Here is a 23962-nt window from a genome sequence, read left to right on the forward strand (position 1 = left end):
GGAAGTTCAGCGCGCGGTAGACGCTGCTCTTCACGATGCATTTGTGACTGACCAGCCGTCATCGCCGCTGTTCCGTAGGACCATTGACGGATCTGCGCGATGTCGGTCCGGCGGCTCCCCCGGCCTGGCCGGCTCAGGGATTTGGCCGACCGGAGTTGGGAGCGGGTGGACGGCGTCGCGGACGGGGCCGAGGCCGCTTCGGCGGTGGGGACCACCAGGTGCGCATCGTCTTCGATCAGCCTCATCGGGCGCCCCCCGCGTCCTTGACCGTCAGCCGGCGGACGGGGGAGCGCCAGAGCATCCCCGCGGACAGCAGATGGACCAGGACGCCGGCGAGCATGACGGCACGCACGCTGGTGACGGCGGCGAGGCCTCCGGCGGCCAGCGCCGCGAGCGGCTGGCTCCCCTGGCTCAGCCAGAGCGCCGTCTGCTGGACGCGAGTCCGAAGATGGAGCGGGGTGATCCACTGCTGTACGGAGCGCTGGGTGGTGCCCACGCACGTGGCCGCGGCGTAGTGCCCGCCTGCGGCGACGGCGAGGGCCGCGAGCCAAGCCGGTCCCGGGGCGGCGACGAGTGGAGGTATCTGCATCAGGGCGTGGACGGTGAATCCTGTGGCGAGGACCGTGCCGGAGCCGTAGCGGCGCGTGAGACGGGGGGCGACGAGGGCGCCGGTGAGTCCGCCGAGGCTGCCTGCGGCCATGATCAGGCCGAGGCCGGTCGTGCCCACCCGTACCGCGGTGAGCAGGTGGTAGGCCAGCAGGGTGACGGTCAGTCCCTTGCCGATGGCGGTGGCCGTCAGGACCGTGAGCACGGGCCGGAGCACGTCGTCTCTGGCGGAGTAGCGCAGGCCCTCGCGGATCTCGTCGAGCATCGGCCGCCGAGCCGCCTGCGTGCGGTCGGGTGTGGGCAGGGCGCGGACGCGGGCTGCGCAGCATGCGGAGACGATGAAGGAGGCGACGTCGGCGAGCAGGGTCCGGGCGGGGCCGACCGTTGCGACGAGCACGGTGCCCAGGGCGCTTCCGGCGACTCCGGCGGTGGTGATGACGGCGGTGAAGAGCGAGTTGGCCCGGTGGCGCTGTCCGGCGTCCGAAAGGAGGGGGACGGCGACCATCGAGGCGGCCGTGTGCAGGACCGACAGGGACCCCAGCGCGAGGGCGATCGAGTAGAGCAGCGGCATCGTCAGCTCGTCGAAGAAGGCCGCAGCCGGAATCACGATGACCACGGCCGCCGCCGCGAGGTCGGTGGTGACCAGAACGGCGCGTAGGGGGTATCGGTCGAGCAGCACCCCGGCTGGCAGGGAGACCAGCAGTGCCGGGATGGTCCCGGCGAAGGCCAGGAGCGCGACCTGACCGGGGCTGGCGCCGAGACCGAGCACCGCGAGTGCGGGCAGGGCGACCCGCTGGACCGAGTCCCCCGCGTAGTCGACACCCTCGCCTGCCAGCAGAATGGCGAGGGACCGACGCCTGGGAGCGCCGGCGGATCGGCCTGATGGACCCAGCGTCTGGGATGCCGTTGTCACAGAGGATGCTCCGGAAGTCAGGGAAGGGGTGAGGGCGCGGGGGCCGCCAGCCGCCCGCGCAGAGGTCGCGCGTCAGGACAGGCGCGCGGAGGCATGGGCACGGCACAGTCGGGCTGCGTCGTGATCCATGCCGTGAGCCTGGCGAGCTCCCCTCGAGTTCGGTCCACGACGCTGCGACCGGACGCATCCGGCGGGGGACGGGCGGGGCCCTACGGGTACGCGGGGTGCGAGGCGGCGATGATCAGCACGCCCATTGCGATGGCGAAGACGATCAGCCGCCACCGGTTCACCGTGGACGGCGCCGGTTTGCGCGGCTCGGCGGGAGTCGCGTCTCGTCCGGCGCCTCGGATCGGGGAGCGAGGGGGCGTGCTCACTAGGCGGACCTGTCTCGTGCCTCGGCCGTGCTCAGACAGTCGAGGACGGCGGTGCTCAGGCAGGCTGCGCGCCAGAGCTGGGCGTCGAGGTCAGCCGGGACGGCTGCGGCGGCGGTGATGGCGGTGACCCGCACCAGGTGGGCCGAGGTCGTGTCCGCGTCGTGGTCTGCGCCTCGCGCGATCAAGACTTTGGCGGCGGCGAGCACGGAGGCGAGCGTGGAGTGCAGCTCGGCTGCCGGTGGCGTGCGGCGTCTGCGCCACCACAGAAGGACCCACTGACAATTTCGTCGAGCATCGACTTCCCGCTGATGCTGGGCAGCGGCGCCGCTCAGGTCGTCGGCGCGCAGCTCAACTTGGCGCAGCAGCGTGCTCAGGGAGGGGGGCTGGGCGGTGCACAGCGGATGCTCGGCGCGAAGGAGGGGACGCGCCCCCCGCTGCAGATGCACGACGTGCCGCTCGGACAGCAGCCGGAGAGCGAGCGCGATCTCGTCGGGCGACGCCCTCACGGTGCGAGCGAGCGGTCGAGCCCTCGGCAGCGGGGCCGGGGGCCGGTAGGCGCCCTGCTCGATCAGAACACTCAGCCAGTCGGCGACGAGCGTGGGTCTGTCGGTGGTGCTCTCGCCGACGCGGATGCGCTTGCGGCTGTCGACCGTCACCCGCCCCTCGAGCTGCAGGTCTCTGGCTGCCAGCTCGACTCGCACGAGCGAGGCTGCGGCGACACCGGCGTCGGCGGCCACGTGAGACATGGGCAGGAGCGATCCCGGCGGATACTCGCCGCTGACGATGGACTGGCGCAGCCCCTGAGCGAGTTGCCGCGCGACGGGACCCGGACGCGTCGCCTCGAGCAGGGCCTGCAGCAGGTCTTGGGCGCGGCTGTACAGCGCGTGGGCGTCCCCGGGGTACGGCGCGTCGAGGTCTGGGTCCTCCGCTGCGGCGATGAGGCTGCTCCAGCGGCTCTCGTCGCTGACCGACCCCCGGGCGTTGTGCCGGTGCGCTACGGCGATCGGCAGCCACGGAGCGAGAAGGCGCCGGACTGCCGCGCGGTCGCTCGGCGACGCGACAGGGGCCCGGAAATGCGACGCGGTCCGCGACAGCCGCAAGAGATCGCTGCGCAGCCGCAGCGCCGGCGTGATGCCCGACGATGGCATGCTCGTCATGACGTGTCCCTAAGAATGATCGGCGGTCGGGAGGACCGGGTGTGGCTGACGGCGAGACTCTGTTCTCGACTGGATGTCCGGCGCCTGCCAGGGCCAGGGCAAGACCGACGCGAAGGCCGCGCGGGTCATCGCCGACCAGGCCCGCATGCGCCGACGGGCTTCGCGGTCCTGGACACGCCCTCGGAGCTGGTCTCCACGCTCCGGGTCCTGACGCATTACCGGGCTGACCTGATCGCGGACCGGGTGCGGCCGATTAACCGGCTCCGTGACCTGCCGGTTGGGATCCGCCCGGCGCTGGAGCGGGCCTTCGACCACTCCGCGGCCAAGGGCCCGGTCGTCATGCTCCGCAGCGCCGACACCGTCGCGGCCAAGGCCGTCGAAGCTGCCCGGTCCTGGTTTGGCGTTCCTCATGCCACGCCTCCTCCGCGCGCAGCGGACTGCGGCTCTCGAATGGTGCAGCCGATGAGTGCGCGGAGCCCTAACCGGTGTTCGGCCGCGAGTTCCAGGCGTGCGACGCGTTTGCCGGTCTGCCCCGTTCCGGAGCCGCGCAGGTCCCATCCCATGGCGGTGAGGCGCGTGAGCAGGCGGGCGAGGGGATCGGCACGGGGGTGTTGGGCGGGAGCCTCGGCCCGCACGTGCGGCAGGTCGAAGCGGGCGGCGGCGTCGGACGCCCAGAGGGTGATCAGCCGGATCGTGTCGTCGGGGCGGTCGGGGAGGGTGTGGACGTGGCCGAGGAAGAGGCACCGCCCCTCGCCCCAGCCGAGCACGCACTCGCGCTGCGGGATCATGCAGGCGAGCATTGTGCCGTCCTCGAACAGCCCGGCCGACTCCGCCTCCGGGTCCTGGAAGAGAGCCGGGACGTCGGCGCCGCCGGGTACGGGCAGACCGCGGAGGGCGAGCCAGTGCTGCCGGTCTTGGACGAGGGCCGCGGCTTCGGCCCGGTCGGCGTCCGTGCGCAGTGAGCGCATCTCGTACACCGGGCGCGACGGCGCCAGGCGCGCGTCCGGGGGCGCGGGAGACCGCTTGACGGCCGTGGAGTGAGGAGACGTCGTCACCGGTCCGCTCCGCTCCGCACCGTGCGGGGCTGCTCGGCGGCGAGCAGGCCCCAGCCGTGGGCCCGGGTGACCAGAAGGGTGGTGTCCGGCACCCCGGTGTCGGCGAGGAGCCGGCCGAGCGCCGCGCGCAGGTCTGCGGGGGCGATGCCGGCGCCGCGGGCGATGTCGAGCGGGGCGCTGTGCTCGGTGACGGCCCTGAGCACGTTCGTCTGCTCGGCGCTCAGGTCGGGTGCGGGCGTGTCCGGGACCGGAGCCGTGGCCTCGTCGGCGCGGAGGAGGCGGTGGGTGAGGACGGCGAGGGTGCAGCGCTCGGGGCAGAGGAGCTTGCGACGCATGGTCTGCATGTGAGTGCGGACCGTGTGCAGTGACAGCGTTTCGGCGTCGGCGATCTCGCGGGGGGACTTTCCGAGCACGACGCCTCTGGCGATGCGCCGTTCGGCCGGGGTGAGCGGCGTGGTGGGGGCGGGGGCGGTCATGTGGTCTTCCTCGTGGGTGTCGGTCAGCGGCTCGAAGCCGGGGACAGGGGTCCGCTGTCCGGTTCCGTGGGGTGGGAGAGTCGCCGGGTGAGGCGGTGTGCCTGCTCGATCGTCAGGCGGAGGGTGAGGCGGTCGGGATCGTGGGCGCAGCCTTGCGCTGCTGTGGCCGTGACCTCGGAGCCGACGACTCCTGTCACGAGCCACTGCATGCGGCCGGCGAGACGGCGTAGCCCCCAGGGGCGGTTCAGGTCCAGGCCGGCGTCGATCGCGGGTGCGCCGAGCAGGGCCGCGAGCGTGACGGCAGAGGCCAGCATGTCGTCGGGCAGGGTGAGTTCGACGGCCTGCGTGTCGACGTCGACGTCGCTGATCACGCTGTGAGATTCCAGAAAGTCGGCCAGTGGCGCGAGGGTGGCGTAGGCGCGAGTCCAGGGGTCGAGGAGTGCGGCGATGAGCCGTCGCACGGACTCCTCCGTGGGCAGGGTGAGGACCGGGCTAGAGGAGCCGTCGTCGCTGAGCGTGACGTCGGCGACGACTCCGGCCTCGTCCAGCCAACGGGCAGCCGCCTGCACGGTCGCGACCGGCGTCTTGTGTCTGCTGTACAGCGTGAGGGTCAGCGCGGCCCCGTCCGATGCGGGGCGGACCGTCGCCTCGAAGCCGGCTGCTCGCAGGGCATCGAGGAGTATCTGCTGCAAGGAGGCCGCGGTGGCCGCTGCTGTCATGGTCGCTTCCCTGAGATGGTTGGCGGTCCGGAAGGACGGGGTGTGGCTGCGGGGGCGGAGTTCGTGGCTGCCGGCCCCTCCTCGGAGAGGGGGAGGGGCCGGCAGCGTGGCCCGTGCGCAGCGGCGGGGATTCACGGAAGGTGCTGCGCACGGGGTTCGGGGGCCGGCGTCGTCAGTCCGCCTGCTCGGCGGCCGGGCGCAGGCGTACCGGGAGCGAGGTGGCCGTTGCTGATGAGCGACGGGAGCGCTTGCAGCTCGGTGGCGGGGACGGCGAGGCGCACGTCGGGGAAGCGCGAGAAGAGCATGCGCAGGGCGGTGGCGACTTCGAGGCGGGCGAGCGGGGCGCCGGGGCAGTAGTGGACGCTGATGAGGTCGTCACAGGACGGTCCCACGGGTCAGGCTCGCGGCGCTCTGCCCAAGGGGTCGGAAGCGGGGCTGAAGTGAGGAGGACACGGTGGTTCTTTCTGCAGAAGGTCAAGTCGGCCACAGGCCGTCAGCGCTCACTCGTGGCGATATCGCATCAAAGATGCGGGGCGCGCCAGAGGCTTGATGGATTCCGCCGAGCTTTTCCGTGCCCATCGATGAAACGCGATGCCGAAGAGGTTATCTCTCCTCTCGGTGGCGGTCAATGAATTTCTCAAGGCGCACGAACGTTTTGCGCTGCCTTTTCACGCCTCAGGCCTCCCGCGTTCTCTCTATTTCCGGGCATGCTTGACAGAGACGTCGCGAAAGGAACGACGGCCCGGTTTAGGCGGACGTTTTGTGATCGTTCTAGGCGGGCACGGGTCGGGCGGGTCGATGCCGTTGAAATGTGCTTGAGTGATGCGCTCTCTTCATCGCCCGTCGAGTTCCGCTTCGGTCTCGATTCGGCCTTGGAGGAATGGGCGAAGGTGTGCAGGAGGAGCACCAGCGCACGGCGGCCCGGTCCGCGCGCAGGACGGCGAGGCTCGGGGCGTCCGGCCCGGCGGCGTGGTCGAGTTGATCAAGCCTTCCCTTCCTTCCTCGCCGAGTCCAGCACTGCTCTCGGCTCCTCACGCGTCGAGCCGCAACTCGGGTCGCACTCGCCGGGGTGGTACCAGATGAGCAGACAACTCTCGGCGACCGTGCTTCGTGGGCGTCCCGGCGCGACCCGGAGCTCGCGGTAGCCGTCGTCGTGGCATAACAGCGACCACAGAATGAGCGTCTTCCCGATGTAATGCGTCTGCACGCAGACCGCATGCCGGCCCCCAGCGTCGTGCGGCAAAAGAACACAGCCGAGCGACCTTGTGACAGTCTCGAAGTCCGCGCCGGGAAGGACGTTCAGGTCGCGCGCCTCATCGTCGGTCAGCGTCGCCTCTGCCGGGCAGGCCGCCGCTGGCCGAGACTCGCCGGGCGAGGTCATCAGAATATTCTGAATCGCGACTCCTTCAATTTTTCGACCGGAACGGGAAGACGGAGATAATCCCGTGCTCTGCATCCGAGATGTTCATCGGACCGCTTCCGCGGTCGTCTCCCCGCTCTCGGTGTCGGGCCCGACCAGTCCCCAGGAGTGCGCGAGGACGGCCGCCTTGGTGATGAGGGGGCGGTCGAGGTGGTCATAGGGATGCACCTGGCGTTTCGAGGGGTGGGAGCGATGCGGTGATCGGGGGCCTGCGGCAGTCCTCGGGCGGGGGCGGGGCGGCCCTCTGCGGCTTGCGGGCCGTGCAGTCGCTGTCCTGGCCGCGTCGCCGGTGCCAGGGGGGGCGAGTTCGAGGGCCTTCGCCGCGGGCGGTGGGCGGGGGAGGGTGGGGTGCGGCATGTGTTCCTCCTGGGATTCGGGCCGGGAACGAATTGCGTGACGTCGCGTCAGGTCAGGGCGGCCGTGGCTGGGCCGTGGGGAAATCGGCGTGACCACTGGCCCTTGGTCTGGCCGAGCGCGACGTCGGCCAGGCGCAGCAACTGGATGTCCGAGGTGCCGGCCGGGGCGACGATGTGGTGGGCGTCGCGCAGGTAGCGGCCGATGGGGGCGTCGTCCTGCAGTCCGGCGGCGGCGTGGATCTCCATCGCGGTCCGCGCGGAGTCGAGGGCGTACTCCGCGTTGATCAGCTTGGCGTGCATCAGCTCGGCGTCGCAGCCTGCGCCGGTGTCCAGGAGCGCCGGCGTCGGCCGGCGGTCGCCGGCTTGCGGTTTCGTCGGATCTGCGGCGGCGAGGTCCAGCAGGTGAGCGGCGTGGTAGGCGGTGAGCCTGGCGGTCATGACGCGCGACTGGATCTGCCCTATTTTGATCTTTATGTTCGGCAGGTGGTGCAGCGGGTTGCCGTAGCGAATGCGTTCGTCGGCGAAGGCGGTGGTCTGTTCCAGGATGGCCTGGTGGATGCCGAGCGCGACGGCGGTGAGGTTGAGGCGCCCGTACAGGACGCTGGAGGAGTAGGCGACGTCGAGGCCGTCGCCTTCGCGGCCGAGGCGGTTGCCGACGGGTACGCGGCAGTCGGTGAAGTGCAGTTCGCCGAAGCTGAAGCCGTGCAGTCCGAGGGTGCGGGCCGGGGAGGGCAGGGTCAGGCCGGGGCGGTCGGCTTCGACGAGGAAGGCGGTGAGGCCGGCGGAGCCTTCGCCGGTGCGGGCGACGACTCCGTGGAGGTGGCCGATGTGGGAGTTGCCGACGTAGACCTTGCGGCCGTTGAGGACGTAGTGGTCTCCCTCGCGGCGGGCTGTCGTCTGCGTGCCGAGTACGTGGCTGCCGGACTCGGGCTCGGTGACGGCGATGGTGGGCAGGCATGAGCCGTCGGCGATCCGGGGGAGCCAGTCGCGCTTTTGGCGGTCGCTTCCGAAGTGGATGATTTTCGCGGCGCCGAGCTGGGAGGCCTGGACCACGGCGCCCATGGCGGCGCTGATTCTGGAGAGCTCCTCGATGATGAGGGTCTTGGCGAGGTGGCCGGCGCCCATGCCGCCGTACGCCTCGTCGACGGTGACGCCGATCCATCCCTGGCGCGCGACGGCCGCCGCGAGATCTGTCTCGACGGCGCCCGTGCGCTCCATGTCCGCCACGCGGGGTGCGACCCTGGACTCCGCGAAAGCGCGGACCTGCGCTCGGAGTCGGTGGTGGCGCTCGGCGAGATAGGCGTCGGACACTGGGGGCTCCTCTCGGTGGTGATCGCTCGTGACGTTCGGCGGCGCGGGCTCGGGCTACGGCTGTATGCCGGCGCGCCGGTAAAGGAAGTTCTGGACGTCGTCGCGGTGCTGCTTGATCAGGGCGAGGGACTGTCGTCCGGTGCTCAGGCCTCGCTCCACGGGTCCCACGAAGCAGACGGTGCCGAGCACCGTGTCGCCGTGCAGGAGGGGGGCTCCGGCGTAGGTGCGAATGCCGATCAGGTCGACGACTGCGTTCCCGGCGAATCGCGGGGCGGCGAAGACGTCGGGCAGGACCAGGGCCTTCTCGCGGTCGACGACCTCGGGGCAGAAGCCGTGGTCGAGGGGCATGCTGCGGCCGACGGTCGGCAGTTCGCTGTCGTAGCCGGGCGTGTGGAGTCCGAAGAAGTGCTGTTCGGCGCCGAAGATGTTGACCATGGCGTATGGGGCGCCTGCCTCCTGGGCCAGATGTGCGGCGAACGCGTCGAGTTCCGGCTCGGGGCCGGTCAGGCCGAGGGCGCGCAGTACGGCGTCCCGTTCGGTCTGCGGCGTGCCCTCTTGGGGGGTGTCCGTGGGGGAGGTCATGTGAGGGCTCCAGAGGTGAGTTGGCGGCGGCGCCGGAGGCTGTGTTCGACGAGGCGGATCAGAACGGTCATGGCGGACTTGCGATCGCGGACGTCGCAGGTGAGCACCGGGACTTCAGGGCCGAGCTCGAGGGCCTGCCGTACTTCGGCAGGCGTGTAGCGGTACGCGTCGTCGAACTCGTTGACGGCGACGATGAACGGCGTCTTGAGCTGCTCGAAGTAGCTGACCGCGGCGAAGGAGTCCTGCAGGCGCCGGGTGTCTGCCAGGACGACCGCGCCGACCGCGCCGTACGAGAGGTCGGGCCAGGAGAACCAGAATCGCTCCTGGCCGGGCGTGCCGAACAGGAAAAGGATCATGGGGCGGGGCGGTTCGTCGAACGTGATCCGGCCGAAGTCCATGGCCACGGTGGTGGTGGTCTTCTCCGCCACGCCGGTCAGGTCGTCGATGTCCCGGCCGGCGTCGGTGAGGACTTCCTCCGTCATCAGCGGTTCTATCTCGCTGACTGTGGCGACCATCGTGGTCTTGCCGACGCCGAAGCCGCCGGCCACCACGATCTTCAGCTCCGCCGCGGGGAGCGCCGCGTCCCCGGGCTCAGAGCCGACGTTGTAGGCCATGAAGCAGTGCCTCCAGTACGTGTACGTCGGGATCGGCTTCGGCGCCGACGGGGTTGGCCCGAGCCAGCGCGTCGCAGTCGAGAAGGTCCCCGATCAGGACCTTCACCACTTGCACGGGCTGGTGTGTCCGGGCGGCGAGTTCGGCGACGGAGCGGGGGACGCCGCTGCAGTGCAGCAGCAGCGCCTCCCCCTCGGGACTGGGATGGGCCGTCCCAGGGGCGGCCGGTCGGGTGATCAGGCAGGTGGTGAGATGCAGCGTGTGGTGCGAGCGGGTGCGGCCTCCGGTGATCGCGTAGGGACGGACATCCGCTAATGAGCTGTCGGCCCATCCGCCGGCCTCCACGTCACCGCCCCTGCCCGCTGAACGAGTTGGGCCGGGCCGCCACGACCAGGTGCTCGTCCAGGCCTCGGATGAAGGACTCCATCTCCCAGCCGACCTGGCCGGGGTCCGCGGTGGGCGCGGCCACGACGGCCAAGACGGTGTTCACCGCCTTGTTGTCGGTGAACTCGGCTCCGGCGCTCATCACGAAGAGGCTGCCGCCGTCGTGCTCGACGACGACCTGGCGGATGCCGCCCTGCGTGTCCTTGAACTGCTGGCGCCCGAGCGAGTACAGCCCGGAGGTGACGGCCGCGAGGCTGTCGGCGTCGTCGATCGGCTGTTCGGTCCAGGCCAGCTTCAGTCCGTCGCCCGAGGCCAGGAGGGCGCGGGTCGTCCCGGGCGCCTTGTCGAGAAGCCCGGCGAGCAGTCCGCTCAACTGGTCTCGGGCAGATGTGGCAGAGGTCGGGAAGCCGTCGCTTTGCATGGGATGTCTCCTGGTCGGGGGGTGGAGGGCGGCTGGACGAGGGGTGTCTCACACGGCGGGTGGCTGGGACTCGGGGGGGTCTCCAGACGGTCTGCGGGACCGGAAGTTCGCCATCAGCCCGCTGGTGGCGCGTCCCGCCGGCGCCTGCTGAACCAGAGGCGGCATACGCGTCTCGGCCTCGCCGCGCCGGGGCAGTTGAGGTCGGCTTCCGTTCTGACTGTGAGAGGCCGCCGGGGCGCTGTCGTCTTGCAGGGCAGGCCGGATGCGCCGGGGCAACTCAGCGGTGTCAGCCGGGTGAGGCGTCATGTGCTCCCGTCGCGCCGGACCGGGCGTGAGCGCGGAAGGACGTGGCCGTCGAGGAGGGGGCTTGGGCGAGGGCTGCTGGTCGGCGGGGACGAGTAGTTCCCTGGGGAGGACCACGACCGCCTGGGTCCCGCCGACGATGTTGGGCCCCAGCCGAATGGTGATCTTGTGTCGTTTCGCGAGGAGGGCGGCGACCAGAAGGCCGATCTTGCCTTCCCGCAGGCGGGCGCGAGGGTCCTCGCTCTCCGGCGCGGCCAGCAGTTGGTTGAGCGATTCCCGCTTGTGCTGCGACATGCCGGCACCGCGGTCGAGCAGTTCGATGGCAATCCCGTCGGCGGCCTCATGGGTGTGGACCTCCACGCGGTCACTCGAGAAGCCCGTCGCGTTCTCCATCAGGGCAGCGAGCAGGTGCACCACGTTCGGGCTGACGTATCCCGGCAATGCAGCAGCCGTGTGCGGGGACGGACCCACGCGCACGCGGGAATACTCGGGAATCTCCGCGACCGCGCGCCGGATCACCGTGGCCAGCATCACGGGTGCGCTGTCACGGGGAGGGGTGTTTCCGCCCAGGACCGCGAGGCTCTCGACCGCGCGCCGGATCTGGGTCAGCAGGTGATCGACCCGGAACAGCTCGGCCATCAGCTCCGGGTCCTCGATGTCCCTTTCGACTGCGGAGATGGCGGTGATGCTGCGGTTGACCAGACTCTGCAAACGCGGCGAGATCGACTTGAAGATCTCGGCGAGCTCCGCCTGCGCGTTGAGGTGCTGGTGCTGGCGGGTCGCGGCAAGCATCACCGTCTTCCACGCCTCGTCGAATGCCTCGTCCAACAGGACGACGGCGTCAGCGCACAACTCTCCGGTACGTGCCGGGGCTGCGGTCGGCGAGAAGTCGGTGTGCGCGGTGCCCTGCTCAGCCTGCTCCGCTGCCCAGCGGACGTGCTGCCGACCTCTGCCGACGGCGGTGACGACCTCGTTCAGAGACTGAAGAGCGGCATCTCGCTCCCCACGGACTTCCCCCATCCGGGTCAGGCCGCGGCGCGCGCGAAGCGACCGCGCTCCGGTCCACCACAACGTGCAGGCGGCCGAGGCGACCGCTGTCGCGATGCCGAGCGGGCTGGGCAGTACCTCGAACCCATCGAGCAGCCAGGCGCCGGCCACCACCGCTCCCGTGAGAACGCTTCCCGTGAACGCGGGCGGAAGGGGCACGGTGTCACTGGCGTGGGCGCGGTGACGCCGGGTGGGCGCCGCCGCAGGTTCGTGATCAGACATGGCACGTCTCCCGGGTTCGAAGGCTCATCGGCTGCCAGGCGACGGTGCGCATCCGGGCCCGAGTCGAGCTGAGGCGGGGACGGCGCCGCCGTGCCCCGGGACGGTTGGTCGGGTGAGTCGGCCGCGCGGGCGGCGCGAGCCGGAGGCGACGCGAGAGGGGCGAGCGCAGCAGTCGCGATCGGGAGCGGCGCGGCGACGGCCCGGCCTCGCAATCGGGATGCGCGGCCCTGCACACCCCGGCGGCGCGGCACGCTACCTGCGCGAGCAGCCGGCGGTGCGTCATGCGCCGCGGCGGCAGGCCCACTCGGCGCCTGCGGTCGATCGTCTCGTCGAGCGCGGCCGTCCCCAGGCCTGCGCCGACGCATGCGACGTCGCGCTCGTGCGGCAGCGCGAGGGACGTCGCCGCCTCGCCGCACTGCAGCCGCCGGAGGCGGCGGGCGGCCACTGGGGCGCCGGGACGGCAGAGTCCGTGCGTGCCGCCGATGAGGGCGCCGCCCGTGACGGGCGGGCGGGCGCTCCTGCGCAGGATGGTCATGTGGTCCGGTCTCCGGTCGTGACGAGCAGGGCGTAGGCGTGAGAGTGGTCGGACCCCGGCCGCAGGAACGGCGGCGGGTTGAAGGCGGCGCTGGGAGGACGCCAGGCGGCGGTCGCCGCCGGTGTGCGGCCGTCCAGCGGCGTCCACGGACCGAGCAGCGCCTGGACGGCCGCGCCGGTCCGCGGCCGGAAGAGGATTCCGGCCCTCTGGTACACCTCGGTCAGCAGGCGCATCTGCCCCTCATCGGCGAGATCGCCGGTGGCGTGCGTGAGGGAGAGCACGGACCCCTGAGGGAGACAGGCGTGCAGAGTCCGCACGACGGCGCGCGCGCTCTCGTCGTCGAGCCAGGGAAGGACGTCGTGCAGCAGCACCCCGATCGGGCGGTCGTGGTCGAGCCGCTCGATCTCCCCAGCCGCAAGGAGGGCGCGCAGGTCGGTCAGGTCCGCCAGGAGTGCGGCCGTACCGCTCCGCTCGGCCAAGCACACCCGCGCGTGCGCCGCCACCGCCGGGTCGCTGTCGACGTAGACGATGCGCCGCACCTCGTCCGGCAGGCTCCGGTTTCCCTCGTGCGGCAGCCCGCAGCCGAGATCGATGACTTGGTCGATGCCGAGCTCTCGGCTCAGGTGGTTGAGGACGCGGGCGCCGTGGGCGCGGTTGACGCGCACGCTGCCCGGCAGCCACGGCGCGACCGCGCGGAGCGTTCGGCCCAACTGCCGGTCGACCGCGTAGTGGTCCTTGCCGCCGCCGAAATAGTCCTGCACCCGGACGACCGCCGGCCGCTCGAAGTATCCCGGAGGAATCACATGCGACGTCACGCCGGGACCTCCTCGCTCTTTCCTGTGCAGAGCGCGTGCCACGCACCGGCGGCCTCGCCGCCGCGTGGCGCGCGCCGCAGCGACGCACCGGTGGCGCACCGGGCGGCTCCCGCCGCCGGGAAGCCGCCGAGAGCGGTCGGGTGCGAACTTCGAAGCCAGCCGCGCTGCAAGGTGCCGTTCCGAGTGAACCCTCTCCTCACGCGGTCACCCCCACCCGTGTCCGGCCGCCGGCGCGGGCGGGCTCGACGGCCAGGGCGGCGAGGACCACCGCCAGGTGGGAGAAGCCCTGCGGCAAGTTGCCGAGCTGCCTGCCCAGGTGCGGGTCCCACTCCTCGGCGAGCAGGCCGAGGTCGCTGCGCGCCGCCAGCAGGCCGTCGGTGAGGATCTCGGCCTCGTCGACGCGGCCGATCAGGGCGAGCGCCGCGATCAACCAGCCCGAGCAGACGAGGAAGGCGCCCTCGTCGCCGGCCAGTCCGTCCACCCCCGGCCTGGCGCCTTCGGTGTGGTAGCGCAGCAGGTAGCCGCCCTGGACGGACAGCTCCCGCTGGACGGCCTCGACCGTGCCGACGACCCGCTTGTCCTGCGGCGGCAGAAACCCGGTCAGGGCGATCTGCAGGAGAGCGGCGTCCAGCTCCGCCGACCCGTAGTACTGCGTGAAGGTGTTGCGCTCCTCGTCGTAGCCGTGCTCGCACACCTGCGCGTGGATCTCCTCGCGCAGCGCGCGCCACCGCGCCAGCGGCCCTCGGGCGTGGCCGGCCTCGATGAGCCGGACGGCGCGGTCGACCGCGGTCCAGGCCATGACCTTGGAGTGCACGAACTGCCGGCGCGGCCCGCGGATCTCCCAGATCCCCTCGTCCGGCTGCGCCCAGATCTCCTCCAGGCGGGCGACCAGGTCGGTCACGAGCGGCGCCACGACCGGCGCCAGGGCCGGGTCGCGCAGTTGAGCCTCGTACAGGGCGCCGACGACCTCGCCGTAGACGTCGAGCTGGAGCTGGCCCGCGGCGGCGTTCCCGATGCGCACCGGGGCGGAGCCCATGAAGCCGGGCAGCCAGCCCAACGCGCTCTCGACGAGCGTTCGTTCGCCGCCGACGCCGTACATGATCTGCAGATCCTCGGGGCGGTCGCCCATGACGGTGCGGAGCCAGTCGATCCAGGCGCGCGCCTCCTCGGTGGAGCCGCAGCGGAGGAAGGCCTCCACGATCATCGCGGAGTCCCGCAGCCAGCAGTAGCGGTAGTCCCAGTTCCGCACGCCGCCGATCTCTTCGGGCAGCGAGGTCGTGGCCGCCGCCGCGATGGCGCCGGTCGGCGCGTAGGTGAGCGCCTTCAGCGTGATCAGCGACCGCTCGACGGCTTCCCGGTACGGCCCCCTGTAGGTGGACCGCGCCGTCCAGTCCCGCCAGAAGTCCTGAGTGCCTTTCAGCAGTCCGGCGGGGGCGACCGGCGGCGGCGGCACGTCGTGGCCCTCGGTCCACGACAGGGTGAGAGCGAGGCTCTCTCCCTCGCAGACGGTGAAGTCGCACAGCAGGTCGCCGTCCGCGGCGCGGGTGGGGGCGGACGCCTCGAGCCACAGCCGCCCCGTGCCGAGGTCGACGCTCGCCCGGCCGTCGCCGAGGTCGAGCTGCGGCGTGTGCAGCCCGTAGCCGGGGCGGGCGCGCAGCAGGGAGTGCATCGGCACCCGCCCGCTGACGCCGCGCACGATGCGGACGAGCTGCGGGGCCTGTCCGGTGGGCGGCATGAAGTCCAGGACCTGGACCGTGCCGTCACGGGTGATCCAGGTGGACTCCAGGATCAGCGTGCCGGCCAGGTAACGGCGCCGGTCCGCCGCGGGAGCGCATCCGTCCGGCGCGGCGGGCCCGAGGCGCCACAGGCCGTGCTCCTCGGTTCCCAGCAGGCTGGCGAAGACGGCCGGGGCGTCGAAACGCTGCGGGCACAGCCACGCGATGCCGCCGTCCCGGTCGACGAGCGCCCCCGTCCGCAGATCGCCGATGAAACCGTGGTCCTCGATGCGTCCCGCCCGCCGTGCGGGGCGCGGCCGGGACAGGGCTGCGTTGAGGGAGGGGATGAGCGGCGTGTCCTCGCCGCGCGAGCAGATGCCCGCCGGCGCGCGCAGCAGATCGGTGAGCAGGCCGGCGACGAGAGCTGTCGGTGTCGAGTGGGCGGGGCTGTTGGACATGGCAAGTCCTTGAAGAGGGTGAGCTACGGCAGGGTGCAGGCGCGGGAGACGAGGAGGTCGACTCCGTCGTCGGTGTCCGGTGACCACGGGCGCTCTCGTGATCGGCAGGTGAGCCCGGCGTCCGTCAGGGCCGCCTCCAGGCGGTTCAAACTCGTGCTCCAGTGCTGCTCGGCGCCCGCGGGCAGCACGCCGGTGCCCGGGTCGCGGACGTACGCGGCCGCCGGGCGCCAGCGCAGCCAGGCGCACAGGTCTGCCTCGGGCGGCCACACGGTCTGCGTGATGCTGCGCACCACGACCTGCCCGGCCGGGCGACTCGCGGAGCTGCGGGTCCAGGCGTTGTGGAGCGCGGACTCGACGACGTTCGGCGGATTCTCGTCGGGGCGCCGCTCCGGCTGCCGGTAGTGCGGCGGCACGGGCTCGCCCAGCGCCCAGCGCGCAGGCGCCGGCCGCGGGGCGGAGCCCGCCGGCATCCGGTAGACGAGGAACTCGGCGCGCGGGACGTAGTGCGGGGAGCACTTGAAGCGGCTGGGCTCCACGGCGTAGCCGCACGACTCCAGGGCCGCGGCCGTCGCGGCGATCCGCTCCTGCCAGTGCTCCTCGGCGCCGGGCGGGACCGTGCCCCGCTGATGGTCGCGGCGCCACGCCTCATCAGGCGACCAGTCGACCGTCGCGCACAGGTCTGCGCCCGGCGGCCAGGCCGCCTCGGTCAGCGCGTAGGCGCGACACACTCCGATGCCCTTGGGCCACACATGCCTGCCCACGCGACAGCCGCGGCCGAAGTCCCTGGTGACCCACTTCGCGCCTAAGCCGAGGCGACGCAGGTGGAAGTCGAGGAGCGCCCGACCGCTCTGCGGACGGTCCCGGTGGTAGGCGGGCTCGCTCACCAGGTCGGCGGGCCTCCACTCGCTCCCCGCGGGCGCGCTGGTATGCGAGTCGGTCGGTGAGGTCATGCGGCGTTGTGCTCCGGTCGTGATGGGGTCGACATGGGCATGGGCATGGGGCGGTGCGGGCCGGCTACGCACGGCACACCTGGCGCACCCCGCGTCCCGTGCGCATGCGGGATCGGGTCCGGCTGAGCGCCTCGTGCAAGGCGTCCGCCGCGGTGAGCGGGTCCGTCCCGCGGCGCGGCGGGGTCATCCACAGGGCGAGGCATCTGCGGTAGCCCTCTGCAGCGCACCGCGGGGTACCTGACACGCAGACGGAGTGCGGAGCGTGCCACCGGATCGCCGTTCCGGACTCCACGGGCACGAGGAGCTGGCTGTGGACCAGACAGCATTTCACCGATCCGACGCCTGCCTCGTCGGTCACCAGGCCGTCGATCGCCGACAGGCCCAGTGCCAGACTGACGCGGACGGTGTCGTGCGCCGAGGGGAGCGCCGCGGGCGCCTCGCCGAAAGCGAGGATCCAGGAGTGGCGGCTGCTCAGTGTCTGCATGGGGATCTCTCCAGGGCGTCGTATTGCCGAGAAAGTCGTGAGGGGCGGCCCGCTCCGTGGCGGTCCTGCGAGATCGTCACGCGGGAGCGAAGAGCAGGCCGCTGCGGCGTTCAGTCGGGACGCACGGCGCCGGACGGAGCGGACTGCTGAGGAGAACGGCGACGTCGGGGTGGTGCTCGCATGCGGGTGCCGACGGCTTGCCTCCGAGACGCCGTCGACGGCGGACGCCGCCCGCGCGCCGGTGCGGAGCGGCCTCATGCGGAGACCGCACGGTCGGGCCGGCAGGCCATTTCCAACCGCACGGTCTGCCCGCGCCCTCCGTCTGGCGGCTTCTCGACTCCCCAACGGTCGGCGAGGGACGCCGCGAGGAGCATGCCTCGGCCGCCTTCGCAGTCGGTGGCGCCGAGGCGCACGACTGGCTCCTCGCACGACGGATCGCGAACGTGGACCTGCACCCGGTGACCGTCCGATCTGCCGTCATGTCGATCGTCGTGATCTGCGGGACGTCGCGACATCTGTGGGCGACCGCGTTGGCCATCAGCTCATGGGCGACCAGGGCGACGGTGTCCGCGATTTCCGACAGACCGAACTTGGACAGGGTCTCGCGTAGTTCGCCCCGTGCCGGCGCGATGGCGTCCAGGACCGCGGGAAAGGCGATCACGGACTCGAAGCGAGGACCGTTCAGGTCGAGAGAGGCGCCGGCTCGGTGATTGGAGCGGGTGCGCGTCACAGCCGCACCGCCCTTGCGGTGAGCACCGCGCGGAACGTCGTCACACGGTCCTCCACGAGGCACACCAAGTCGATCAACTGGTGCGCCCGCACAAGGTCATCCAGTGTGCCGCAGCCCGCTTCGGCATGTATGGCGCTGAAGTCACGGAACACGGAGCACGGGCCCTGTACGTCGATGAGCAGTTCCCTTGCGCCCGTGACGCTGAGGCGCCCGTGCAGAACCGCTCGCGATTCCCGAGCGCCCCCCCGCCCGTGCACAAGGGAGTGGCGCGCCAGCTCCGCCAGCACGGTGACGGCGTCCTCCTCGCACCCTCGCCAGCCCAGCATCCGCACCGCCGTGCGCCCCTTGACGCGGGATGCCCACTCCAGTCGGTCCACGGCCAGATCGACGGGGTACCGCTGTACGACCCGGGAGTCATCCGGCTTTGCCGGCACAGACAGAGCCTTCTCAGAATTTGTACGGACGGGTCCAGTCATCGCTTACCGCCTGACCAACCGGTGCGACGACGGTGGGACGTTGCGGCCTGAAAAGACGAGCGGCTCGAACCCCCCTGCCGTGGGAGCGCCAGCCTGTGAGGGGCGAGGAGTGGGCGGCGCTCCTGGCGCTCCCGGTCGTGACGCGCCGTGTTCCAGCCTGCGGATACGGCATGGCGACCGAAGCGAAGGCGGTGGCGGCGCATGCGGGGGAGGCCTCCCAGGCGGAAAACGGGCAGGATCGTTTGGCTCGCAGCGGTGTTGCGTCGCTCAGCGCGAGCAGTGGCGCTGATCACCCGAAGTGACTGCGCGGTGACCAGCGAACACCCCACGGTGAAGGCGTGGGAATGACTTTCAGATGACGTTGACCCGTCAGTAACCTGGTTGGGGGTGCCGCTCGCGCGGACGGCCCTGACATGCTGGGCGCCATGGCGACTCTCGACGGCAAGCCCGTATCCGTAGACGACCTGCTCCCCCTGGCGCTCACGAACGTCGGGCACTTCACGTCCATGCGCGTGGACGCCGACGGCAGCATCCGTGGCCTGACGCTGCACCTGGAACGCCTTGTGCGGGACTGCAAGATCGTGTGGCACGCGGCGCTGAACACCGACCGCGTGCGCGATTACGTCCGCCAGGCCCTGAAGGGACATACCCTGCCGTGCGTCGTGCGCGTGTCGATCTACGACCCCAAGGTCGAGATGGGGCATCCGGCCGAGGCCGGCGAGCCTCACGTTCTCGTGTCCGTCCGCGGCGCCGGCGCGCTGCCTGCCGCGCCGCTGCGCGCCCAGAGCCTGGTCTACGAGCGCGACCTCCCCCAGGTGAAGCACGTCGGCCTGTTCGCAGCCCTGCACACCCGAGGCGCGGCCCAGCGCGAGGGCTTCGACGACGCCCTCTTCGTCGGCCGCGACGGCTTCGTCTCCGAGGGCGGTACCTGGAACGTGGCCTTCGTCGACCAGGACGGCACCGTCGTCTGGCCCGACGCCCCTGTGCTCCCCGGCGTCACGATGGCCCTGCTCCAACAGCAGCATGCCGAACACCGCACCGCCGCCGTCGCCTTGGACCAGGCGAAGGGCATGGCAGCCGCCTTCGCCACCAACACCTCGATCGGTGTCCGGCCGCTGGCGGCGATCGACGACACCGAGTTCCCCGTGGACCACCCCGTCCTGCGGCGACTTCAGGAGGCGTACTTGTCGATCCCCGGCGAGACCCTGTAAGACGAGATCATGGCGGGAGTGACCAGATGGACCGGCCGAGAGGCCGAGTTGCTGCGCATGGCCATGCGCAAGAAGCAGAAGGACTTCGCCGATCTTGTCGGTGTGGGCTCTCGCCAGGTCCCACGATGGAAACGACGCGGGGAGACCATCGAGCTCGAACTCGACAACCAGGCCGCCCTGGACACGCTCCTCGCCCGGGCGACGCCTGACGTCCAGCAGCGATTCGCCGCGCTGCTGACCGAACGAGCCGCTGTCGAGCACGACGAACGGGCCGAGGAGCTGCTGCGCAGGGACCCGAGCACCCGCCGCCGGCACCCGGTCGATGGAAAGGTCATGGCCCTCGTCGAAGAGGGCATCTACCTCTCCGGCCCCGACAACCGCTCGGTGTGGCTCGAGCCGTACCTCATCGACGTCTACCCGACGACCAACGAGGACTACGGGAGGTTCGTGCTGGCCACTGAGCACCGGCCGCCTCAGCACTGGCCCGACGGGAACTGCCCCATCACTCTGGCCACCCACCCGGTGGTATGGGTCACCTGGCACGACGCGACCGCGTACGCCCGCTGGGCTGGCAAGTCCCTTCCCACTGCACGGCAGTGGGAGAAGGCGGCTCGCGGGCAGCGAGGGCGCATCTATCCCTGGGGCAACGAACCGACCGCTGCGAAGGCGAACACGTCCGAGGCCGGCATCGACGCGACGACGCCTGTCTCCCGCTACCAGTCCGGCGCCAGCCCGTTCGGAGTCTTCGACCTGTGCGGCAACGTCTGGGAGTGGTGCTGCACCGAGGAAGAGCCCGACAACGGTCGGTACCACCTGAAGGGCTCTGCCTTCACGTCCCCGCTTGAACGCGCAGCCCCGTCCCTGCAGAACACGGCCGCCGCGTCGATGGAGGACAACGACACCGGATTCCGCTGTGTCATGCCCGCGTAGTGCGGAGACCTGGGCGCTGCTGCTCGTCGCGTCTCGGAGCGCAGTTGCCCTTTCGGCTGCCAGCGCCCTCATCGCTGACTTCCCGAGAGGGAGAAGACCACGGTGGTGGTGTAGCCGTCGTCGCTGACCTCGATGCGCCGAGCGAAGACCGCGGCCAAGAACATCCCACGCCCCGAGGTGTCTTCCGGAGCCGCGTTCTTCACCATGGCCGGCTGCGGGTTGCCGTCGGTGACCTCGACCCGGATCTCGTCGACGACCTGCCGGAGGACGAGGCAGACCGCTCCTCCGGTCCGGGCCTCGCTTCCGCGCAGGTGAGGGCAGTGCTTGACCGCAATGAGCGCACACGGGGGGGCAGACCGGGGCGGCCGTAGTCCGCTCCCCCTCCTCCACCGGGCGGCCGACATCCTTGACCACGAACAGCTGCCGCTCCGGGTCCTGCTCCAGCGTGTCGGCGCCCCAGACCTGGCACAGCATCCGGCTGATCGCGCGCCGCTGGCGCAGGACATGGACCGTCGGAAACAGGGCCCTGCCGGAGCCTGGTGCGATGGCCTGCCGGATCCACAGCACCCCGTCCGAGTCTCGGTCATACGGCGTCTCGTCCGCGTAGCCGATGCCATGCCCGGTCCGGTGTCGGACTACGGCGGGTGCCGGGTGCTTCTCCGCACTCCAGGCCATCACGTACGGCACCGGGAGGCCGCCCTGGACGTACCGGGTTCCGCTCATGCCGCAGCGCTCGTCACCACGGCTGTCAGCCGGCGGGGGGCGATGACCTCGCCGCCGGGGAGGAGCTCACCGGTGTCCTCGAAGAGGAGGACGCCGTTGCACAACAACGACCAGCCCTGCTCCGGACGGGCCGCGATCACGGCAGCGGCTTCACGATCCGTGGCCCCGGCGGACGGACAGGCGGGCTTGTGCTGACACATCATGAGTCCTCAAAAGAAGCGGTGCTGTGGGGGACGAGCGGCGGAGACGAGGGGACCGGCTGCCGTGGGGAAGACCTCGCCACGGCAGCCGGGAGGCGGCAGCGCTCTAAGGTGCCGCGCCTCGCTCCGCTCTCCCGGCGACTGCGGCGACGAGGTGGCGCCGGGCCTTTCCGGGAGTGACCGCGGAGCCCGCGGGCGGGCGCCAGGCGACGGCGTTCACGGGGGTGTGCTGCCGTGCGGTGACGTCCGCCCCGTTCGTGGTCTGATCGGGCATGACCTGAAGCTCCAACTGCGCACAGAAAATGAGGCGTTGGGCGGCCTCCGCCAGCAGGAATCAGGTGTATCCGCGAACCCATGTGGCCGGCCGGGGCAGGGGCGTCGAGGATGGCCGACGGGTGCGGCTTGCCGGCTTTCAAGGCCAGGGCGGGCAGCTGCGCGCGGAGTATGTCCACCATCTCGTTGACCTCGCTCTGGCGGCGGGGAATCGGCCAGTCGGGGTCCACCAAGAGCTGGTGGACCAGGACGGAGACGACGTCGCCACCGCTGCGCCGCGGTTGTCTGAGACGACATCGGACTGCCGAGCTGACCGGGCGGCCCGCGGCAGCGGACAGGGCACCGAGAACCGACGAGACGTAAGAGATCACGGCAACCTTTCCGTGGGAGGCGGGGCGAAGGAGCTGCGAATAGCGTTGCCGTTCCTCGGCAAGATCCGATAGCGAAATCGATCCCCACTTCCCCCCACTTCGGCGACGCTGAGGACGGCGGTAGCCCCTTTGAATTCCCCGCGCAGCATGGACAAAAATGTTCAATTCGGGCGGCGAATCTGCCGCTGACGCCCACCCGAGCGCGACCGCCGCCGAAGATCGGCTACGCCACCCCACTTCACCCCACTTCCCTGGAAGTGCTTGACCAGAATTACGTGACGTGGTAAGTGCGATTCGCTTGATCGTTGCGACCCCCCGCCTCGCTGTCCGCCCAGGTCAGGTGGTGTCTGGCGCGCGGATCGGCTCCTCGCTGTTTGGCGGGAAAACGAGTGGTGTCTCCTCATCGGGACATCTCGGCGTGCGCAGAGCGCGCGAATGTCGCCCCGTTGTTCCCGCTCGGGTCCTTTCGGTGCATCTCTGCGCGCGTGCGAAGACGCCTCCGTCGCGGGTGAAGTGGGGAGAAGTGGGGACGGGTTTCGCTATCACCCGCGCCGCGACATGCGCCACGGTATTCAGCAGGACTTCCCGTCCCCGCCCCGGGCATCGCGAATGCAGCGAGGAGTGATCCCCGTGCTTGGTCCCACCAGCACTGTCTTGCCGAGTGTTCAAGGACGCGACGGCGGTCGCGAGACGATGCGCGCTGCGATCGACCTCCACGACATCGAAGCCCCGCAGCGCGCAGCCCGGCACATAGTCCGCAAGACTCTCGCGGGTAAGACCGACAGCGAGTACACGGACGACGTAGTCCTGGTGGCCGACGAACTGGTGGGGAACGCCGTCGAGCACGCGGGAGCGGCGCTGGACATCTCTCTCGATGTGTACGACTGGGGAGTGACGGTCCAGGTTCGGGATGGCGGTGAAGACACCACCGCGGTGCCGGGGATGCCCCCGGCCGCCGACGAAGACGATGAAGGCGGGAGGGGCCTGTTTCTGGTGGACGTACTGGCAAGCGCCTGGGCAGTCCAGCGCGACAAGAAGGGGAAGCGGGTCATCGCGATCTTCCTCTACCGGACAGGAGACGCTGACCGATGACACTCAGCGATCTCGCGCCCCGCCGTCTGGCCCCGGGCCTGACGGTGCGACCGCTGGGCGTCAGCAGCGGGAGCTCCCGTTGGGCACCGACCGCCCCTCAGCCCCAGGACGCACGGCTACTCGACGCCCTGCGGCGCGCTTTGGACGTCGGCGACGATGATGACGGAGCCCAGTTGCTGGACACAGCCGACAGCCACCGCTGCGGTCACGCCGAGCGGTTGGTCGGCAAGATCCTCAAGGAGCACCCGAGCCGCAGGGTGCAGGTCGCGAGCAAGGTCGGCCGGGTGCAGGGTTCTGCTCCGCACCCCTACGCCGGCCCGCGGGTCCGCCACCAGCTTGAACAGACCCTGGAAAACCTGTACCTGGACCACCTGGCCCTCTACACCCTGGAGTCCTACGACTTCGGGCTTGGTGACCGATACCTCGACCCGGTCGTCGAGCAGATGCAGGCCCTGCGCGATCTCGGCCAGATCCGAGCCATCGGGCTGCGAGGCCCGGGATCTCACTCCTCGCAGCGCTCGATACGACGCTTCCTGGACCTGTTCGACCGGATCCGCCCCGACGTGCTGTGGACGCAGGCGAGTGGGTTACAGCCGCTGGCCGATCTCGGGCACGGTGAAGACCTCGGCGCCTTCGCGGTGCGCCACGGCGTCGGTCTGGTGATTGCCTCGCCATTGGCCCACGGGGTGCTCGCGGGAGACCGTGTGGACCGTGCTCTGGCCGCGTGGCCGAGCGCGGCGGCCGACCGCGGGGCGGTGGCGGCAGCAGTCACCCACGGCCTCGCACAGATGGCCGGTATGTTCGGCTCGTCTCCGCGGGCTCTAGCCCGGGTTGCCTTGCGGTCCGTCCTTCAACGTGTGCAGAACGCCGTGCTGGTGATCGGCGTTGGCGACGAGCAGCAGCACCGGTACGACCGAGGTCTCCTCGGTCGGCCTCTGTCCGAGCAGGAACTTGATGCGGTCGAAGAAGTGTTCGCTCGCGTGCGGAGCGTGCTGTTCAAGCCGGAGGAGCGCGCACCCTCTGTGGGGGTCATCGTGTGAC

General features: G+C 71.0%; 24 protein-coding genes and 2 pseudogenes. 5 read left to right on the top strand and 21 right to left on the bottom strand.

Annotation, left to right across the window (positions count from 1 at the left end; all coding sequences use genetic code 11):
- Positions 1-241 precede the first annotated feature (241 nt).
- The 3 genes from ABZ861_RS21840 to ABZ861_RS21850 form a co-directional block, all read right to left on the bottom strand.
- Complete coding sequence (locus tag ABZ861_RS21840) at positions 242-1519, bottom strand: MFS transporter (RefSeq protein WP_361632554.1); 1278 nt, start codon at positions 1517-1519, stop codon at positions 242-244.
- Between the two features lie 209 nt (positions 1520-1728).
- Positions 1729-1893, bottom strand: coding sequence for a hypothetical protein (locus ABZ861_RS21845; protein WP_361632556.1), 165 nt, complete (start codon positions 1891-1893; stop codon positions 1729-1731).
- Positions 1893-3050, bottom strand: coding sequence for a hypothetical protein (locus ABZ861_RS21850; RefSeq protein ID WP_361632558.1), 1158 nt, complete (start codon positions 3048-3050; stop codon positions 1893-1895). The genes ABZ861_RS21845 and ABZ861_RS21850 overlap by 1 nt, the downstream gene beginning before the upstream one ends.
- A gap of 64 nt (positions 3051-3114) precedes the next feature.
- Between ABZ861_RS21850 and ABZ861_RS21855 the strand changes: the two are divergent.
- A pseudogene (locus ABZ861_RS21855) lies at positions 3115-3443 on the top strand (transposase); the annotation flags it as partial.
- Between the two features lie 14 nt (positions 3444-3457).
- Here ABZ861_RS21855 and ABZ861_RS21860 read toward each other — a convergent pair.
- The 17 genes and pseudogenes from ABZ861_RS21860 to ABZ861_RS21940 form a co-directional block, all read right to left on the bottom strand.
- On the bottom strand, positions 3458-4105 hold the full coding sequence (locus tag ABZ861_RS21860; protein WP_361632560.1) for a hypothetical protein: 648 nt from the start codon (positions 4103-4105) through the stop codon (positions 3458-3460).
- Entirely contained in the window at positions 4102-4581 is a 480-nt protein-coding gene (locus tag ABZ861_RS21865; RefSeq protein WP_361632562.1) for a LuxR C-terminal-related transcriptional regulator, read from the bottom strand. The genes ABZ861_RS21860 and ABZ861_RS21865 overlap by 4 nt, the downstream gene beginning before the upstream one ends.
- Before the next feature lie 23 nt (positions 4582-4604).
- Positions 4605-5300, bottom strand: coding sequence for a hypothetical protein (locus ABZ861_RS21870; RefSeq protein ID WP_361632564.1), 696 nt, complete (start codon positions 5298-5300; stop codon positions 4605-4607).
- Between the two features lie 172 nt (positions 5301-5472).
- Positions 5473-5662: pseudogene (locus tag ABZ861_RS21875) on the bottom strand (cytochrome P450); the annotation flags it as partial.
- 620 nt (positions 5663-6282) lie between these two features.
- A complete protein-coding gene (locus ABZ861_RS21880; protein WP_361632566.1) occupies positions 6283-6681 on the bottom strand; it encodes a hypothetical protein in 399 nt (132 codons plus the stop codon).
- Positions 6682-6765: 84 nt separating this feature from the next.
- A complete protein-coding gene (locus tag ABZ861_RS21885) occupies positions 6766-6888 on the bottom strand; it encodes a hypothetical protein (RefSeq protein ID WP_361632568.1) in 123 nt (40 codons plus the stop codon).
- 236 nt (positions 6889-7124) lie between these two features.
- Positions 7125-8387: an acyl-CoA dehydrogenase family protein gene (locus tag ABZ861_RS21890; protein WP_361632570.1), complete on the bottom strand. Its 1263-nt coding sequence runs from the start codon at positions 8385-8387 to the stop codon at positions 7125-7127.
- 54 nt (positions 8388-8441) lie between these two features.
- A complete protein-coding gene (locus ABZ861_RS21895) occupies positions 8442-8969 on the bottom strand; it encodes a GAF domain-containing protein (RefSeq protein ID WP_361632572.1) in 528 nt (175 codons plus the stop codon).
- Positions 8966-9583 (bottom strand): ATP/GTP-binding protein, encoded by a 618-nt coding sequence (locus ABZ861_RS21900; RefSeq protein WP_361632574.1) that lies wholly within the window; start codon positions 9581-9583, stop codon positions 8966-8968. Before ABZ861_RS21900 ends, ABZ861_RS21895 begins: the two co-directional genes overlap by 4 nt.
- Positions 9561-9926 (bottom strand): DUF742 domain-containing protein, encoded by a 366-nt coding sequence (locus tag ABZ861_RS21905; RefSeq protein WP_361632576.1) that lies wholly within the window; start codon positions 9924-9926, stop codon positions 9561-9563. Before ABZ861_RS21905 ends, ABZ861_RS21900 begins: the two co-directional genes overlap by 23 nt.
- Position 9927: 1 nt before the next feature.
- Positions 9928-10386 (bottom strand): roadblock/LC7 domain-containing protein, encoded by a 459-nt coding sequence (locus ABZ861_RS21910; protein WP_361632578.1) that lies wholly within the window; start codon positions 10384-10386, stop codon positions 9928-9930.
- 48 nt (positions 10387-10434) lie between these two features.
- Entirely contained in the window at positions 10435-11847 is a 1413-nt protein-coding gene (locus ABZ861_RS21915; RefSeq protein ID WP_361632580.1) for an ATP-binding protein, read from the bottom strand.
- Between the two features lie 642 nt (positions 11848-12489).
- On the bottom strand, positions 12490-13308 hold the full coding sequence (locus ABZ861_RS21920) for an SAM-dependent methyltransferase (protein ID WP_361632582.1): 819 nt from the start codon (positions 13306-13308) through the stop codon (positions 12490-12492).
- A gap of 196 nt (positions 13309-13504) precedes the next feature.
- Positions 13505-15481: a glycoside hydrolase family 15 protein gene (locus ABZ861_RS21925; RefSeq protein WP_361632584.1), complete on the bottom strand. Its 1977-nt coding sequence runs from the start codon at positions 15479-15481 to the stop codon at positions 13505-13507.
- 23 nt (positions 15482-15504) lie between these two features.
- The gene (locus ABZ861_RS21930; RefSeq protein WP_361632586.1) at positions 15505-16431 is read right to left on the bottom strand and encodes a hypothetical protein; all 927 of its coding nucleotides are present in this window, start codon (positions 16429-16431) and stop codon (positions 15505-15507) included.
- A gap of 64 nt (positions 16432-16495) precedes the next feature.
- Positions 16496-16915: a hypothetical protein gene (locus ABZ861_RS21935; RefSeq protein WP_361632588.1), complete on the bottom strand. Its 420-nt coding sequence runs from the start codon at positions 16913-16915 to the stop codon at positions 16496-16498.
- Positions 16916-17641: 726 nt separating this feature from the next.
- A complete protein-coding gene (locus ABZ861_RS21940; RefSeq protein ID WP_361632590.1) occupies positions 17642-18022 on the bottom strand; it encodes a hypothetical protein in 381 nt (126 codons plus the stop codon).
- Between the two features lie 524 nt (positions 18023-18546).
- Between ABZ861_RS21940 and ABZ861_RS21945 the strand changes: the two genes are divergently transcribed.
- A complete protein-coding gene (locus ABZ861_RS21945) occupies positions 18547-19332 on the top strand; it encodes an aminotransferase class IV family protein (RefSeq protein ID WP_361632592.1) in 786 nt (261 codons plus the stop codon).
- Between the two features lie 9 nt (positions 19333-19341).
- Complete coding sequence (locus ABZ861_RS21950) at positions 19342-20262, top strand: formylglycine-generating enzyme family protein (protein WP_361632594.1); 921 nt, start codon at positions 19342-19344, stop codon at positions 20260-20262.
- A gap of 719 nt (positions 20263-20981) precedes the next feature.
- On the opposite strand, the gene ABZ861_RS21955 is transcribed toward ABZ861_RS21950, so the two are convergent.
- Positions 20982-21185 (bottom strand): DUF5999 family protein, encoded by a 204-nt coding sequence (locus ABZ861_RS21955; RefSeq protein WP_361632865.1) that lies wholly within the window; start codon positions 21183-21185, stop codon positions 20982-20984.
- A 1274-nt stretch (positions 21186-22459) separates the two neighbouring features.
- Between ABZ861_RS21955 and ABZ861_RS21960 the strand changes: the two genes are divergently transcribed.
- Together ABZ861_RS21960 and ABZ861_RS21965 are read left to right on the top strand one after the other, a co-directional pair.
- Positions 22460-22921, top strand: coding sequence for an ATP-binding protein (locus ABZ861_RS21960; protein WP_361632596.1), 462 nt, complete (start codon positions 22460-22462; stop codon positions 22919-22921).
- A complete protein-coding gene (locus ABZ861_RS21965) occupies positions 22918-23961 on the top strand; it encodes an aldo/keto reductase (RefSeq protein WP_361632598.1) in 1044 nt (347 codons plus the stop codon). The genes ABZ861_RS21960 and ABZ861_RS21965 overlap by 4 nt, the downstream gene beginning before the upstream one ends.
- Position 23962: the final 1 nt, after the last annotated feature.

This window comes from Streptomyces sp. NPDC046985, assembly GCF_040644415.1.
Classification (GTDB): Bacteria; Actinomycetota; Actinomycetes; order Streptomycetales; family Streptomycetaceae; genus Streptomyces.

Excerpts from the sequence above, each read along its gene's own strand:
- ABZ861_RS21850 (WP_361632558.1), bottom strand. The coding sequence starts at position 3,050 with ATGACGAGCATGCCATCGTCGGGCATCACGCCGGCGCTGCGGCTGCGC.
- ABZ861_RS21865 (WP_361632562.1), bottom strand. The coding sequence starts at position 4,581 with ATGACCGCCCCCGCCCCCACCACGCCGCTCACCCCGGCCGAACGGCGC.
- ABZ861_RS21870 (WP_361632564.1), bottom strand. The coding sequence starts at position 5,300 with ATGACAGCAGCGGCCACCGCGGCCTCCTTGCAGCAGATACTCCTCGAT.
- ABZ861_RS21880 (WP_361632566.1), bottom strand. The coding sequence starts at position 6,681 with ATGACCTCGCCCGGCGAGTCTCGGCCAGCGGCGGCCTGCCCGGCAGAG.
- ABZ861_RS21895 (WP_361632572.1), bottom strand. The coding sequence starts at position 8,969 with ATGACCTCCCCCACGGACACCCCCCAAGAGGGCACGCCGCAGACCGAA.
- ABZ861_RS21900 (WP_361632574.1), bottom strand. The coding sequence starts at position 9,583 with ATGGCCTACAACGTCGGCTCTGAGCCCGGGGACGCGGCGCTCCCCGCG.
- ABZ861_RS21910 (WP_361632578.1), bottom strand. The coding sequence starts at position 10,386 with ATGCAAAGCGACGGCTTCCCGACCTCTGCCACATCTGCCCGAGACCAG.
- ABZ861_RS21925 (WP_361632584.1), bottom strand. The coding sequence starts at position 15,481 with ATGTCCAACAGCCCCGCCCACTCGACACCGACAGCTCTCGTCGCCGGC.
- ABZ861_RS21930 (WP_361632586.1), bottom strand. The coding sequence starts at position 16,431 with ATGACCTCACCGACCGACTCGCATACCAGCGCGCCCGCGGGGAGCGAG.
- ABZ861_RS21935 (WP_361632588.1), bottom strand. The coding sequence starts at position 16,915 with ATGCAGACACTGAGCAGCCGCCACTCCTGGATCCTCGCTTTCGGCGAG.
- ABZ861_RS21945 (WP_361632592.1), top strand. The coding sequence starts at position 18,547 with ATGGCGACTCTCGACGGCAAGCCCGTATCCGTAGACGACCTGCTCCCC.
- ABZ861_RS21950 (WP_361632594.1), top strand. The coding sequence starts at position 19,342 with ATGGCGGGAGTGACCAGATGGACCGGCCGAGAGGCCGAGTTGCTGCGC.
- ABZ861_RS21955 (WP_361632865.1), bottom strand. The coding sequence starts at position 21,185 with ATGTGTCAGCACAAGCCCGCCTGTCCGTCCGCCGGGGCCACGGATCGT.
- ABZ861_RS21965 (WP_361632598.1), top strand. The coding sequence starts at position 22,918 with ATGACACTCAGCGATCTCGCGCCCCGCCGTCTGGCCCCGGGCCTGACG.